Origin of the sequence: Desulfosporosinus acidiphilus SJ4 (genome assembly GCF_000255115.2) — a bacterium.
Taxonomy (GTDB): Bacteria; Bacillota; Desulfitobacteriia; order Desulfitobacteriales; family Desulfitobacteriaceae; genus Desulfosporosinus; species Desulfosporosinus acidiphilus.
The window spans coordinates 436603-451031 of the sequence record NC_018068.1; the positions used below are offsets into that span (position 1 = coordinate 436603).

Here is a 14429-nt window from a genome sequence, read left to right on the forward strand (position 1 = left end):
GCTCAGCGGCATTACTGCAACTAGGCAGCTGCCCGCCTAAAGGCTTGGCATAAAGCCATATTTTAATAAGGCATGGCATAATTTTTGCAATTAAGAGTTGTCGTTTCAAAATATAAAAACAGAGAGGCAGAATCGGAAATGAAAAAAATACTTATCGCTAACAGAGGCGAGATAGCTATTCGCATAGCCCGAGCTGCTGCGGATCTCAATATGCAGACTCTAGCTGTCTTCTCAGAGGATGATGCAAAATCATTGCACCAGCGCAGGGCTGATGAGTGTTGGGCACTCAAAGGAACCGGAGCCGCCGCCTATTTGGATCAAGGACAAATAATTTCTATTGCCAAGAAAACCGGCTGTGATGCGATACACCCCGGATATGGCTTCCTAAGTGAAAATGCCTCGTTTGCCCGCTTCTGTGAAACAGAAGGGATAACGTTTATCGGTCCCAGTTCTGACATCTTGAAATTATTTGGTGATAAGGTTGAGGCCCGTTTTCTAGCTAAGAAGTGCAATGTTCCTCTGCTTGCAGGTACACTTGGAGCAACCAGTTTGGAAGAAGTCAGAGATTTTTTCTTGTCTCTTGGCTCGGAAGGGGCTGTTATGATTAAAGCGGTCCTGGGTGGAGGCGGACGGGGAATGAGAGCCGTTTACAGCCTTGACGATCTTGAGGATGCCTACGCCTATTGCAGTTTGGAAGCAAAGAAGGCGTTTGGTTCCGGTGCAGTTTATGCTGAGCAACTGATACATAAGCCACAACATATTGAGATTCAAATCATTGGGGATGGTAAACAAGTAATTCATTTGGGTGAGCGGGATTGTACTATGCAGCGCCGCAATCAGAAACTTATGGAGATTGCGCCGTGCCCGACCCTTTCTCCTGAACTCCGCGAGAAAATGATCGAAGCGGCTTTGCGTTTGGCTCAGGAAACTCGATTTAACAACCTTGGTACGTTTGAGTTTTTAGTGGATAGAAGCGTTCAAGATGAAGCATCCTTTGTTTTCATGGAAGCAAATCCCCGACTTCAAGTTGAGCATACCGTGACCGAAGAAGTTACCGGTATTGATCTTGTCAGAGCTCAGATCGAGATAGCGGGCGGGAAATCTTTGTCAGAGATCGGTTTGAAGGAGCATGAAGTTTCCCCTAAGGGTTATGCCATACAGCTGCGTATTAACACGGAAACCATCGATGACGTGGGCAGCGCTCAGCCCATGGGCGGAACAATCAGAGTCTATGAAGTGCCCGCCGGGCCGGGAATTCGGATCGATGGTTATGGTTACAGCGGCTATGCCATCAATCCGGCGTTTGATTCTTTATTAGCTAAGCTCATTGTTACTTCACGCTCTTCACGATTTGAAGACGTTATTATTAAAGCCCGCCGGATTCTTCAAGAGTTTCGCATAGAAGGGGTTGCGACAAATATTCCCTTTTTGCTGACACTTTTGAGCCGGTCTGAGGTCGTGAATAACGATTTTTCTGCCAGGTTTATTGAAGAAAATGCTTGTGAATTGATTTCGTCTTTAAAACCTTTAGAATTTCCTTTCTTTGAAGACCTTTCGGCCTCGGACAGTATGACTTCGGTAAAAAATATTCCGGAGATTCCCGCTGGAACGCAGCCTATTTCAGCTCCGATGATGGGAAACGTTGTCAGCATTGCTGTTTTCAACGGAGATCCTGTGAGAAGAGGACAGACAGTTGCCGTTATCGAAGCCATGAAGATGGAACATGAAGTAAAAGCTCCGTTAAGTGGTTACGTGCGTAAGATCTGCATCAATCCTAATGATGTGCTGGCAGCCGGGGACGTGATTCTCTATCTGGAAGAAGCGGAAATCCTTGGCGAGGTTAAGGTCAAGGATGAGGAGATAGATCTTGATGCGATTCGGCCTGATCTCGCTGAAGTGTTGGCTCGCCACGCCTATGGATTAGATAGTCATCGAAATGAAGAGGTGGCTAAACGTCATAATAATGGACAGCGCACAGCCCGCGAAAATATCCAGGACCTCTGCGATCCTGAAAGTTTTATAGAATATGGGGCTTTAACTGTTGCCGCCCAGCGTAAACGACGGCCGCTGGAGGAGCTTATCAGAAAAACGCCCGGTGATGGTTTGGTAGGAGGTTTTGGGTCAATTAATGGTTCTCTCTTTGGAACAGAAAGATCACATTCCCTGATTATGGCTTATGATTTTATGGTTATGGCCGGTACCCAGGGAGCGATGAATCATAAAAAGATGGACCGAATGATCAAAATCGCACACGAATGGAGGCTGCCGACGGTTTTATTTGCCGAAGGGGGCGGAGGAAGACCGGGAGATGTGGATGCCAATGGGGTAACAGGTCTCGACCTTTCAACCTTCAGTCAATTTGCCGGTTTGAGTGGCAAAGTTCCCCTCATCGGGATTGCTTCCGGCTTTTGTTTCGCTGGCAATGCCGCTCTGCTCGGATGCTGCGATGTCATTATTGCAACTAAGAACTCCAACATTGGTATGGGCGGTCCGGCAATGATTGAGGGCGGGGGACTCGGGATCGTCAGACCGCAGGAGATCGGTCCTATGGATATACAAACCCAAAACGGCGTGGTTGATATCGAGGTGACAGATGAAAAAGAAGCAGTTGAGACAGCGAAAAAGTATCTCGGCTTCTTTCAAGGCACTGCAACTCATTGGGAGGCAGCGGACCAACGCTTGCTGCGCAGGCTTATCCCGGAAAACAGGCTAAGGGTTTATGAGATAAGGAAAATCATTGAGGTCTTGGCAGATAGGGAATCTGTCTTGGAATTGAGGCCGCGATTTGGTTTGGGAATGATTACTGCCCTTATCAGAATTGAAGGCAGACCTTTTGGCCTGCTTGCCAATAACCCGAAACATGATTCGGGAGCTATTGAAGCTCAAGATGCAGACAAAGCGGCTCGTTTTTTACAACTTTGTAATGTCCATAGACTTCCGGTATTATCTCTAGTTGATACGCCGGGATTTATGGTTGGGCCGGATATGGAAGCAAAGGCTCAGGTCCGCCATGTCAGCCGAATGTTTATGATTGGGTCCCATCTCACTGTGCCCTTTTTTACGGTTGTTCTGCGCAAAGGATATGGACTCGGAGCGATGGCTATGTCGGCCGGGGGTTTTCAAGATTCCTTTTTCACGGCTGCCTGGCCCTCAGGGGAATTTGGAGCTATGGGGCTTGAAGGAGCCGTTAAGCATGCCTACAGAAAAGAACTGGAATCCATTGCCGATCCGGTGCTGCGTGAGGAAGCCTATCAACGTTTTATAGAGGAGGCTTATGAAAAAGGGAAAGCAATTAATGTGGCCTCTTACCTGGAAATCGATTCGGTCATCGATCCGGCAGATACCCGCAGGTGGGTTATAAATGGGTTAAAATCAGCATTGCTGAATTATAAAGAAAAGAAATCTGAGCGATTCATTGATACTTGGTAATTTTTACTCGGCGAATTTCTGTTTTTTCCTTAAACCATGTATGAGAGTTTTCCAATGACGAATACTAAATTGGACTGATTCAAAGTTTTTTCAGAGGAGGCTCTCAGTGTGGCTAAGAAAATGAAAACAATGGACGCAAACCAAGCCGCAGCAGAAGCATCGTATGCTCTGACTGAGGTTGCAACGATCTTCCCAATCACACCTTCTTCTCCGATGGCTGAGGGAGTTGACGAATGGGCGGCCCATGGTAAGAAGAATTTATTTGACCAACCGGTAAGAGTTGTTGAGATGCAATCAGAATCCGGCGCCGCCGCCGCAACTCACGGCTCCCTGCAGGCCGGGGCTCTGACGACCACCTACACCGCTTCCCAAGGATTACTCCTTATGATTCCTGAAATGTATAAAATGGCCGGAAATCTCGTGCCGGCTGTTTTCCATGTCAGCGCCAGGGCTCTGGCGACCCATGCCTTATCGATTTTCGGCGACCACCAGGATATTAATGCTGCCAGGCAAACCGGTTTTACGATGATCTGTTCGAATAGCGTTCAAGAAGCCATGGATTTGGGTTTCGTTGCTCATCTTGCAGCAATCAAGTCGAGAGTTCCGGTTTTGCACTTTTTTGATGGTTTCAGAACCTCCCATGAAGTGCAAAAAATTGAAACCACAAGTTACGATGAGATCAGGAAGCTCGTGGATTACGACAAGATCAAAGAATTCAGAGATCGGGCTTTAAATCCCAATCATCCTGTTCTCAGAGGTACTGCCCAAAATCCTGATATCTATTTCCAGGGCCGAGAGGTTTCTAATCCCTTCTTTGAAGCTGTCCCGGATATTGTTGAAGATTACTTCAAAGAGATCAAAAAAGTCACCGGACGGGAGTACCATCCCTTCCAGTATTACGGTGACCCGGAGGCTGAACATATTATTGTGGCCATGGGCTCTGTCTGCAGTACCATTGAAGAAACTATAGACTTTTTGGCACAACGGGGGGAAAAGATCGGGCTTATCAAAGTCCATCTATATCGTCCTTTCTCCAAGAAATATTTCTTTGATGTTTTGCCTAAATCCGTTAAAAAAATTGCAGTTCTTGATCGGACGAAAGAGCCGGGTTCCACGGGTGAACCTCTCTACCTTGATATTGTTCAGGTCTTCGATCATGAAACTTCAAGACCCCTCATCGTGGGAGGGCGTTATGGGCTGGGTTCCAAAGATACCACCCCGTCACAAATTCTTGCCGTTTATCAAAATTTGAAGAAAGCCCAGCCGAAAAATCGTTTTACCATTGGTATTGTTGATGATGTGAGCAATACCTCGTTACCTATCGAGGAGACCATCGACACCTCGCCGGAAGGTACTATACGCTGCAAGTTCTGGGGACTCGGTTCTGACGGTACGGTGGGGGCTAATAAAAGTGCCATTAAAATCATTGGAGACAATACCGATCTGTTTGTCCAAGGCTATTTTGAATATGACAGCAAGAAATCCGGCGGCACGACGATTTCCCATTTGCGCTTCGGCAAGAAACCTATCAAATCATCGTATTTAGTTTTTGATGCCGATTATATTGCTTGTCATAATAGGTCCTTTATTTACCACTACGATATCCTTAAGGGGTTAAAGAAAGGCGGAACGTTTGTCTTAAACTGTCCCTGGAGGACAGAAGAAATTGCGGATCATTTGCCGGCTGCACTCAAACGGTATATTGCTAAAAATAATATCAATTTCTATACCATTGATGCTATTGCCATAGCCGGGGAAATCGGACTCGGCGGACGTATCAACATGGTGATGCAGTCAGCCTTCTTTAAATTAGCCCAGGTCATTCCTGTGGAGGATGCCATTCAATATCTGAAAGACTCCATTGAGAAAGTCTACGGCAAAAAGGGTTCCAATATTGTAGAGATGAATCAAAAGGCAGTGGATCTGGGGATCGAAGCTTTACATAAAGTAGAGGTTCCTGCTTCCTGGGCTGAAGTTCCCGATGAGGAAATGCCTGTTAAGGATGAACCTGAGTTCGTTAAGAAGGTGCAAAGGCCTATGGCTAGGCATGAAGGGGACGATCTGCCCACAAGTTCTTTCGTTGGTGTAGAGGACGGAACCTTCCCCTTAGGCACCACACGCTATGAAAAACGAGGAATTGCAGTCTATATTCCGGAGTGGCAAATTGATAAATGCATTCAATGCAACCAGTGTTCCTATGTTTGCCCTCACGCAACGATTCGGCCCTTCCTCTTGGATGATACCGAACTTGAGAAAGCTCCTGATACATTTAAAACTAAGAAACCTATCGGGAAAGGGTTGGAGGGGTACCACTACCGCATTCAAGTTTCACCGTTGGATTGTACCGGCTGCGGCAACTGTGCCGACATTTGTCCCGCACCGGGTAAAGCCATTGTGATGCAGCCGGCAGACCATGAGATTGAAATGGAATCCGAAAACTGGGAATACGCCATTAAAAACGTTTCCGAAAAACGTCATCTCATGGATGTCAAGTCCTTAAAAGGAAGTCAATTTGCCCGACCCTTGCTTGAGTTTCACGGGGCATGCCCAGGCTGCGGCGAAACCCCCTATGCTCGCCTGATAACCCAGTTGTTTGGGGATCGCATGATTATCGCCAATGCTACAGGTTGTTCTTCCATCTGGGGAGGCAGTGCGCCTTCAATTCCATTTACTGTTAATGCTGAAGGCAGAGGACCGGCCTGGATGAATCCCTTGTTTGAAGATAATGCCGAGTTTGGCTATGGCATGTATTTAGGATCAAAACAGGTTCGAGCGAAGCTTGCGCAGCTGATGAGGCAAGGTCTGGAGAGCTCTTTCAGTGATAATCTTAAAGATGCCTTCCGTGACTGGCTTGATAATATGGAAGATGGGGAAGGATCAAAACGAGCCTCTGACCGCCTGCTTGAAGCCATGAATCATGAAGATGCTGCCGGGAATTCGCTGCTCTGCGAAATCAAAGAGAAAAAGGACTATCTCATTAAGCCATCCGTTTGGATTTTTGGCGGCGATGGTTTTGCCTATGATATTGGCTACAATGGAATTGACCATGTCATTGCCAGTGGCGATGATATCAACATCCTGGTTATGGATACGGAAGTCTATTCCAACACCGGCGGTCAATCCTCGAAGGCTACCCAGACGGCAGCCATTGCTAAATTTGCAGCGGCAGGCAAGAAGGTCCGCAAGAAGGATTTAGGACTCATTGCCACCACCTACGGCTATGTCTATGTTGCGCAAATTGCTATGGGGGCGAATATGAATCAAACGATTAAAGCGATTGCCGAAGCTGAAAGCTATCATGGTCCCTCGATCATTATTGCCTATGCCTCTTGCATAAACCATGGGATTAAATCGGGAATGGGAACAAGTATCTTCGAAGAAAAGAAAGCTGTTGAAGCGGGTTATTGGCATCTTTGGCGTTTTGATCCCCGCCTTAAAGATCAAGGAAAGAATCCATTTATGCTTGACTCCAAAGAACCCACGGCTTCTTTCCAAGACTTCTTAAAAGGTGAAATCAGATACTCGTCTCTCATGACCGTATTCCCTGAGGTAGCCCAAGAGATGTTCAATGTAGCGGAAGGACACGCTCGAGATAAATATCAAACTCTAAAACGTTTTGCCGACATGCAGTATTAAGTATAGCGTGGAAAACTAAGGTAAGAGGTTTTTAAGGTAAAAAGGTTAAGAAAGGGGGCATTGCCCAAACCATGCAGCGCCTCCTTTCATCCAATCGTGAGGCTCCCGCTTTTATAAGTGGGAATGGTCCTTGCTCTCTATTTCGGTGGGGGGGAGAGTCCATCCTTCAGCGCGCTGGCATTATGGGATCGTGCCTGAGAAATGTACCTTAAAGCGAAAAGAGAATAAAGAAGCGAATGATTAAAATCTTAAAGAATTACCCCTAAAGGGTTTACTTTTAGCAAAATATTAGTTAAACTTTATTAAATCACATCTGCATATCGTCTGATTTGTTCAGTCCATCCGAATGTACTCGAAGTTATGTTCTGCTTTTAGAACGTCTCCGAAGCTAAACAAGTGCGATACTCTCCACTGGAGACTATCGGGATGGCTGGAGGAGACCGCTGGCCATGACGACAAGCGAACGAGCTTATTGCCGCACTGCAACTTATTGCGTATACTCCTGCAGTGTGGATTGGCCGAGTGTTTCTTGAAAATTCGGTGTAAAGTTTAAGCAGTGACGGTTTTGGTTAAATTATGAGAAAACGACGATGAAAAGGACAGTAGTAATTGAATCTGGTTTTTAGAGACATAATCCCTGGCTGAAAGATTATGACGAAGATTCTTTATGAAGATCACCTTGGAGTTGGGTGGCTGAAAACAATTAAGCTGCTCCGTTTGACATGCGTTATATGTTTTAAGTGATTGACGGATTGTTTATTTGAGCAATCCATTAATAATAAGGGTGGTACCGCGAGATAATTCGTCCCTAAGTTGTAGACTTAGGGACTTTTGCTGTTACTGCCTCCTCTATTAAAGGTATTATTTTACTCATTGAGAAAGGAAGATGACCATGGCTGATTTTAAAATTTTATCGGACCAACCGGTAGCCCAAAAAGAAAGCGAAATAGCAGATTTTTGGGACGAACATGAGATTCTTGATAAAAGCATCCAAAACAGGGAAGGCAAGACACCTTTTGTCTTCTATGAAGGACCTCCCACAGCTAACGGTAAACCGGGAATCCATCACGTTATAGCCAGAACGCTTAAGGATTCGGTTTGCCGCTTAAAGTCTATGCAGGGTTACCAAGTCAAGCGGAAAGCCGGGTGGGATACCCATGGACTTCCTGTAGAAATCGAAGTTGAAAAGCAGCTTAAGCTTACCAACAAGCAGGACATTGAAGATTATGGTATCGCTGCATTTAATCAAAAGTGCCGGGAATCTGTGTTTAGTTATGAAAAACAATGGCGGGATATGACCAAACGTATGGGATATTCCATTGATTTGGATCATCCTTACGTGACATTGGATAATAACTATATTGAAAGTGTGTGGTGGATTCTCGACCAATTTTTCAAGCAAGGTTTAATTTATGAAGGACACAAAATTCTGCCCTATTGTTCACGCTGCGGTACAGGGTTGGCTTCCCATGAAGTCGCCCAGGGATATCAGGAGATAAAGACCAATACTGTCTATGTTAAATTTAAGAAAAAAGATGCCGAGGAATACTTTTTAGTTTGGACGACAACGCCCTGGACACTGCCTTCAAACGTAGCCCTTACGGTAAATCCTCAGGAAATCTACCTGAAGGTCCGACAAAATAATGAGGTCTATTATGTTTCTAAGACCTTGTCCGCCAAAGTGTTGGGTGAAGAGTTTGAAGTTTTGGCCGAAATCCCCGGCAAAGATCTCGAGTATGCAGAATATGAACAGTTGATGCCCTTTGTTAAATCGGATAAGAAGGCCTTTTTTGTTACCTTGGGCGATTATGTAACTACTGAAGATGGAACCGGAATAGTTCATACCGCCCCGGCTTTCGGCGAAGATGACTATAATACAGGGCGCAGGTATAATCTGCCGGTGCTTCAACCCGTCAATGAAACCGGAAAATTTGTGACCACACCCTGGGCAGGAAGCTTTGTTATGGATGCCGATTTGGAGATTATCAAGTGGCTGCACGGAGAAGGGAAATTATACAAAAAGGAAAAAGTAGAACACAATTATCCCCATTGTTGGAGATGCCATACTCCGCTGCTGTATTATGCAAAACCAAGCTGGTATATTGAAGTCACTAAATTTAAGGACAAATTAGTTGAAAATAACAACCGTGTGGAATGGTATCCCGATTATGTGGGAGAAAAAAGATTTGGTAACTGGCTGGAAAATGTCAATGATTGGGCGTTGTCCCGCAGCAGATACTGGGGAACACCGCTTAACATCTGGCGATGCGAATGCGGGCATACCACATCGATTGGCTCCCGCCAAGAGTTAAGAGAAAAATCTCTGGAGCCTCTGGATGAATCGGTTGAGTTGCATCGTCCTTTTGTTGACGGTATCCACTTAAAATGCGAAAAGTGCGGTTCAACCATGACACGTGTCACGGATGTAATCGATTGCTGGTTTGACAGCGGTTCGATGCCTTTTGCCCAGCAGCACTATCCTTTTGAAAACAGCGAGACCTTTGACCAGGTCTTCCCGGCTGATTTTATCTGTGAAGGGATTGACCAGACGAGGGGATGGTTTTATTCTTTGCTTGTAATCTCCACCTTTGTAAAAGGAGTTGCCCCCTACAAACGAGTATTAGTCAACGATCTGATCTTAGATAAGGACGGGCATAAAATGTCCAAGTCCAAAGGAAATACTGTTAATCCTTTCGAATTGTTCGATCAATATGGAGCCGATGCTCTGAGATGGTATTTACTTTATGTATCTCCGGCTTGGACTCCAACTAAATTTGATATCGAAGGGCTGAAGGAGGTGCAAAGTAAATTTTTCAGTACCCTCAGAAATGTTTATGCTTTCTTCTCCCTGTATGCCAACACGGATAAGCTTGATCCGCGAACCTTCTTTATTGAACACAAGGATCGCCCCGAGCTTGACCGATGGCTCTTATCGAAATACAACAGTCTCCTTCAAGAAGTTGAATCGGATCTCAATGTCTTTGATCTTACTAAGGCAGTCAGAAAAATCCAGGAGTTTGTCAACGAGGACCTCTCTAACTGGTATATCCGACGTTCACGCCGCCGTTTCTGGAGTACCGAGCTAACCGATGATAAGAAAGCTGTCTATAATACCACCTATGAAATCCTGGTGGGATTGTCTAAACTGGTGGCACCTTTTGCACCTTATATTTCAGAGGAGCTTTATAAACGGCTAACCGATGAACTGTCAGTTCACCTGGCAGATTATCCTGTTATTGAAGCGCAGCTGATAGATGTCGAGCTGGAAACGAGAATGGATTTGGTGAGAAAACTGGTAGGGCTGGGCAGGGCGGCCAGAGAACAAGTGAGAATCAAAGTGCGCCAGCCAATCCAACAGATTTTAATTGACGGCAAATATCAACAGCTGATCGACTACATGCTTCCCTTAATCAAAGAGGAGCTAAATGTTAAAGAAGTTGTGTTTGCTAAGGATTTAAATCAGTATATGAGCTTCAGTCTCAAGCCTAATTTCAAAGTAGCAGGCTCAATTTTCGGTTCGAAGATAAAATCCTTAAGCAAAGTATTAGCTGCCTTAGACGCTTCTGCAGTGGTGCCTAAGTTAGAAGCGGGGGAAACCATCTCCCTTGAGGTCGATGGAGAACTCATAGATCTGGTTAAGGATCATGTAATCACCTCGATTTCTGCCAAAGAAGGCTTCACAATGACTGTGGAGGACAACTTATTCGTAATCCTTGAAACGACGCTTACAAAAGAGCTAATTAATGAAGGTTATGCGAGGGAGTTTGTTTCCAAGGTTCAGCAGATGAGAAAGAACAATGGTTATGAGATGATGGATCGAATCACGATCGTTTACGAGGGTGATGAGGAAATAGCGGAAGCCGTCAAGTTGTTCGAAGACTATATTAAACAGGAAACTTTAGCAAATTCTATCGAGCGAACTCAGGATGCCGGCTTGGAGCAGCAAAACCTTAATGGTCATAAGACAGGCATGAAGCTGGAAAAAGTGTCTAATTGATAAATTGCCTATAAAAATAGGACTCCGTATCGCTTTGTTGAAAAGTGGTACGGAGTTTATTATTTTGGCTCATTATGGATGCCCGCTTAGGATAGAGAATTAGTATCCACCCATTCTTTGGCATTCTGTACAGATTCTTCGCTGGGTATAGGAACATTGGATTGAGGTTTTACACTTTCAATATGTCCCCGCCAGGCTGCCGTATCATGTCTTTCAATAGGATTAGCTGCGAATTTTTCCCTGGATTTATTTTCAGCCATGATAATACCCTCCTTTAATTGCATACTTAGTATTCCCGGTTTTTAATCAATCATTTGTTTCTATTTATAATTTCTTATGAGTTAATCAGGATTGGCAGATCGAATAAAAATAGGAATGGCACCCACTCCCTGAAACAGGATAGGATGCCATTTTAGATAAAGAGTAACGTACTTTTAGATAATTACTGTTTCTGGGATTCGTCTTTCTTTTCAGCAATAAAAGCTTTGATGCTTTCTTTTCGCCGCTCGTTTTTGGCCTCAATATCTTCGCGGTCTTTCGCAGAAAGTTCCTCAGCGTGTTCGTCAAGATAATCCTCTGCCGCATGCAGTTTCGCTAAGGTGTGGTTAATATGTTCCTGCAAATGAACATCGTTATCAGCTCTATTATCAGGTTTAGCCATCATAATTTCCTCCTGTCTCCATCAAGAATCTTCTTTATAATTCACTGATTGGCTTAGTTTTATACAAAAATAATGACTATAAAAAATTAAGGGCGGGATTTATAAGATATTGCTTTTTAGTTACCTTACAGACTATTCTGAATAAGGGAATGGAAATAAATTTATATTGGCAGAATCATTATTTTGGAGTATATTTTATGAACATTAAGCATATTCAAAAATTCATTCATACTTAATTATTTTGGAGGGCATATGATTGAAGATAAAGTGTATTGTCTGGCTAAGATTGAACTTCTTTCAGATCTCTCACCTGCCGAATTAGCCGAGCTTGCTCTGGATTTTCAATGGGAGAGCTTTGAAGCGGGCTCTGAGATTATCAAACAGGGGCAAGAAGAACATTCTTTTTATATACTGATCAAAGGAAAAGCGGATGTCATGATCCGAAGGGAAGGACAACGCAAACGGCGGGTTAGATCTATTGGCTCCGGGGATTCCTTTGGTGAATTCTCCTTGCTTGACGGCAAGCCTGCTGCCACTACGGTTCTCTGTCAAGAAGAATGTCAAGCTCTTGTTATGAATTCTGAAGGTTTTGCGCGAATGCTTTTGCGCTGGCCAAAACTATATCAAAGGTTTATTGGCAGATTGACAAATAATCTGAATGAAGCCAATCTCATCTTATCGGAGACTAAATACAAAGAGATTTTACGTTCAGCTTTGCAGCTTACCCAATATAAAGAGAAATTTTACGGACTTTGGGGGGGAGCGCGAACAACTGCCGAGGTTGAACGAAAACTGGAGGAATTCGCTCAGCCTAAAGGGCACCTCATGCTTTTCGGAGAGCGGGGAACCGGTCGTCAGATGATGGCTTGGTATGTTCATCAACGCCATTCCGGTTCGGAAGCCCCTTTTGTGGTGGTAGAAGGACAACGTTTTGAGCAGCAGTGGATGGACTTAGTTTTGGAGCCGGCCAGTCAAGAAGACTCTCCCAGTGTTCAGAATGCCAACCTATTCGACATCGCTGAGGGAGGAACGTTGTTTATACGGGCGATAAACCTCATATCACCTCATGCACAGCTTAAGCTTGCCCGAGCGATAAAGGCACAAAACAACAAATGTTTTGTTATAGGAAGTTCAAACTTAGAACCTGATTCAGAGAAGATAATTATTCCGGAACTTCAAGAATGCTTTGCTCACACTTATGAGATCCCTCCTCTGAGAAAACACAAACGAGATATTCCTATTTTAGCCCAAGGGTTCTTGGAAAAATTAGCTCAGAAAAGTCAGCGAAATGTTCCCACTCTAAATCAGGAAGCAATTAAGTTATTACTCTCCCATCATTACCAGCAAGGGAATGTTACAGAACTAATTCAAGTTATTGAGAGAGCCTTCTATATTGCGGATCAAGATGTTATTGGCTTAGAACAGATCTTTTTTGGCCCGACGGCAGAACAAAACGGTCATACAATTAACCTTTTAGCCTGGGGAAAGCTGAACAGTCTTATAAAAAAGGGGACCTTTCTAAATTGGATAAGGCGTGCAGCAGCGTTTCTGTTTATAGCTCTCATAGCATTGTTGCTTTTCGCACCTCAAGTTGCGGTTTCTACTAAGATTTTCGTCTTAGTATGGGGGTTGTGGTGGCCGGCGCTTGCTCTTGTTTCTCCTTTTTTAGGGCGTTTGTGGTGCACTGTTTGCCCGTTTTCGACCTTTATGGAGTTCATTCAAAGGAAGGTCCATCTGAACCGTAATCTTCCGGAATTTATCATTAAGTATGATTACCTTCTAGTCAGCTTTTTGTTTTTACTGATTTTTTGGCTTGAAGTGATCAGCGACATGCGCTCTCATCCTGTCTACACGGCAATCTTGCTTATAGCGATCCAACTTTGTGCAATTATTACCGCCGTTCTCTATCCCCGTCATGCTTGGTGTAAACATCTTTGCCCTTTGGGAGGCTTTATTGGAACTGCTTCAATAGGCTCCATGCTAGAGGTGCGAGCCGATGCCGCAGTTTGCTTGAATAAGTGTACAAGCTTTGAATGTTACGTTGGGAGTGAGAAGGCTTCAGGGTGTCCCATGTCCCAGCACTTACCATATTTAGATAATAATTTGGGCTGTAAACTTTGCTTTAATTGCGTTCGAAATTGTCCGAACGGGTCAGTTCAAGTTAATTTAAGACTCGCGGGCCGTGAAGTGTGGCATTTAGTTCGAGTTAATCAGGGATTTGTTGTGTTTATAGGGGTCATGTTGGGAATTTTGATTCCTCTGAATTATTTTGTCACGTTCCCGAAACTCTGGTTTTCTTCTTATTGGAAAGTATGGTTTAGTCTATGTTATTGGGGAGCAGGTTTGTTGGGAGGGGCACTTGCTTGGTTGGTTGCCAAGCCTTTTAAAACAAAAGCGGCTTCACTTCGCGTCAAGCTAATCTTTGCCTTAACTCCGCTTGTTTTGGCCGGGCATATTATGTATCAGGTGTCACTGATCCCAGGCATTCGTTCTCTTTTATTTGGGGTGAGTTATGAAACGCAGTCAGGATTACAGTCTTTTTACCTTCCTGTCACTTTTATCACCCATGGCATTGCTGCCGCCTTTGGTTTAGCCTTAACAGGTATAACCATTGCTCTTGTATTGCTGCATAAGAAAGAAAAGCGAACGGTAACCATTAAAGCTAAATGATTTATCTGTTAATAATTTAGTTAATATTTTAGGGTT

6 protein-coding genes and 1 other annotated feature are annotated in these 14429 nt (G+C 44.3%); of the genes, 4 read left to right on the top strand and 2 right to left on the bottom strand.

Annotation, left to right across the window (positions count from 1 at the left end):
• Positions 1-138 precede the first annotated feature (138 nt).
• The 3 genes from DESACI_RS02110 to ileS all read left to right on the top strand — a co-directional run bounded on the left by DESACI_RS02110 (position 139) and on the right by ileS (position 11062).
• Positions 139-3429, top strand: coding sequence for a carboxyl transferase domain-containing protein (locus DESACI_RS02110; RefSeq protein ID WP_014825511.1), 3291 nt, complete (start codon positions 139-141; stop codon positions 3427-3429).
• A 108-nt stretch (positions 3430-3537) separates the two neighbouring features.
• On the top strand, positions 3538-7065 hold the full coding sequence (gene nifJ / locus DESACI_RS02115; RefSeq protein ID WP_014825512.1) for a pyruvate:ferredoxin (flavodoxin) oxidoreductase: 3528 nt from the start codon (positions 3538-3540) through the stop codon (positions 7063-7065).
• Between the two features lie 581 nt (positions 7066-7646).
• Positions 7647-7878, top strand: a binding site (T-box leader).
• Between the two features lie 79 nt (positions 7879-7957).
• On the top strand, positions 7958-11062 hold the full coding sequence (gene ileS / locus DESACI_RS02120; RefSeq protein WP_014825513.1) for an isoleucine--tRNA ligase: 3105 nt from the start codon (positions 7958-7960) through the stop codon (positions 11060-11062).
• 86 nt (positions 11063-11148) lie between these two features.
• On the opposite strand, the gene DESACI_RS23375 is transcribed toward ileS, so the two are convergent.
• On the bottom strand, positions 11149-11322 hold the full coding sequence (locus DESACI_RS23375; RefSeq protein WP_014825514.1) for a CDIF630_02480 family spore surface protein: 174 nt from the start codon (positions 11320-11322) through the stop codon (positions 11149-11151).
• A 182-nt stretch (positions 11323-11504) separates the two neighbouring features.
• Positions 11505-11726 carry a small acid-soluble spore protein Tlp gene (gene tlp, locus DESACI_RS02125; protein WP_014825515.1) on the bottom strand — a complete coding sequence of 74 codons (222 nt, stop codon included), beginning with the start codon at positions 11724-11726 and terminating at the stop codon, positions 11505-11507.
• A 249-nt stretch (positions 11727-11975) separates the two neighbouring features.
• Between tlp and DESACI_RS02130 the strand changes: the two genes are divergently transcribed.
• Positions 11976-14393: a cyclic nucleotide-binding domain-containing protein gene (locus tag DESACI_RS02130; RefSeq protein ID WP_014825516.1), complete on the top strand. Its 2418-nt coding sequence runs from the start codon at positions 11976-11978 to the stop codon at positions 14391-14393.
• Positions 14394-14429: the final 36 nt, after the last annotated feature.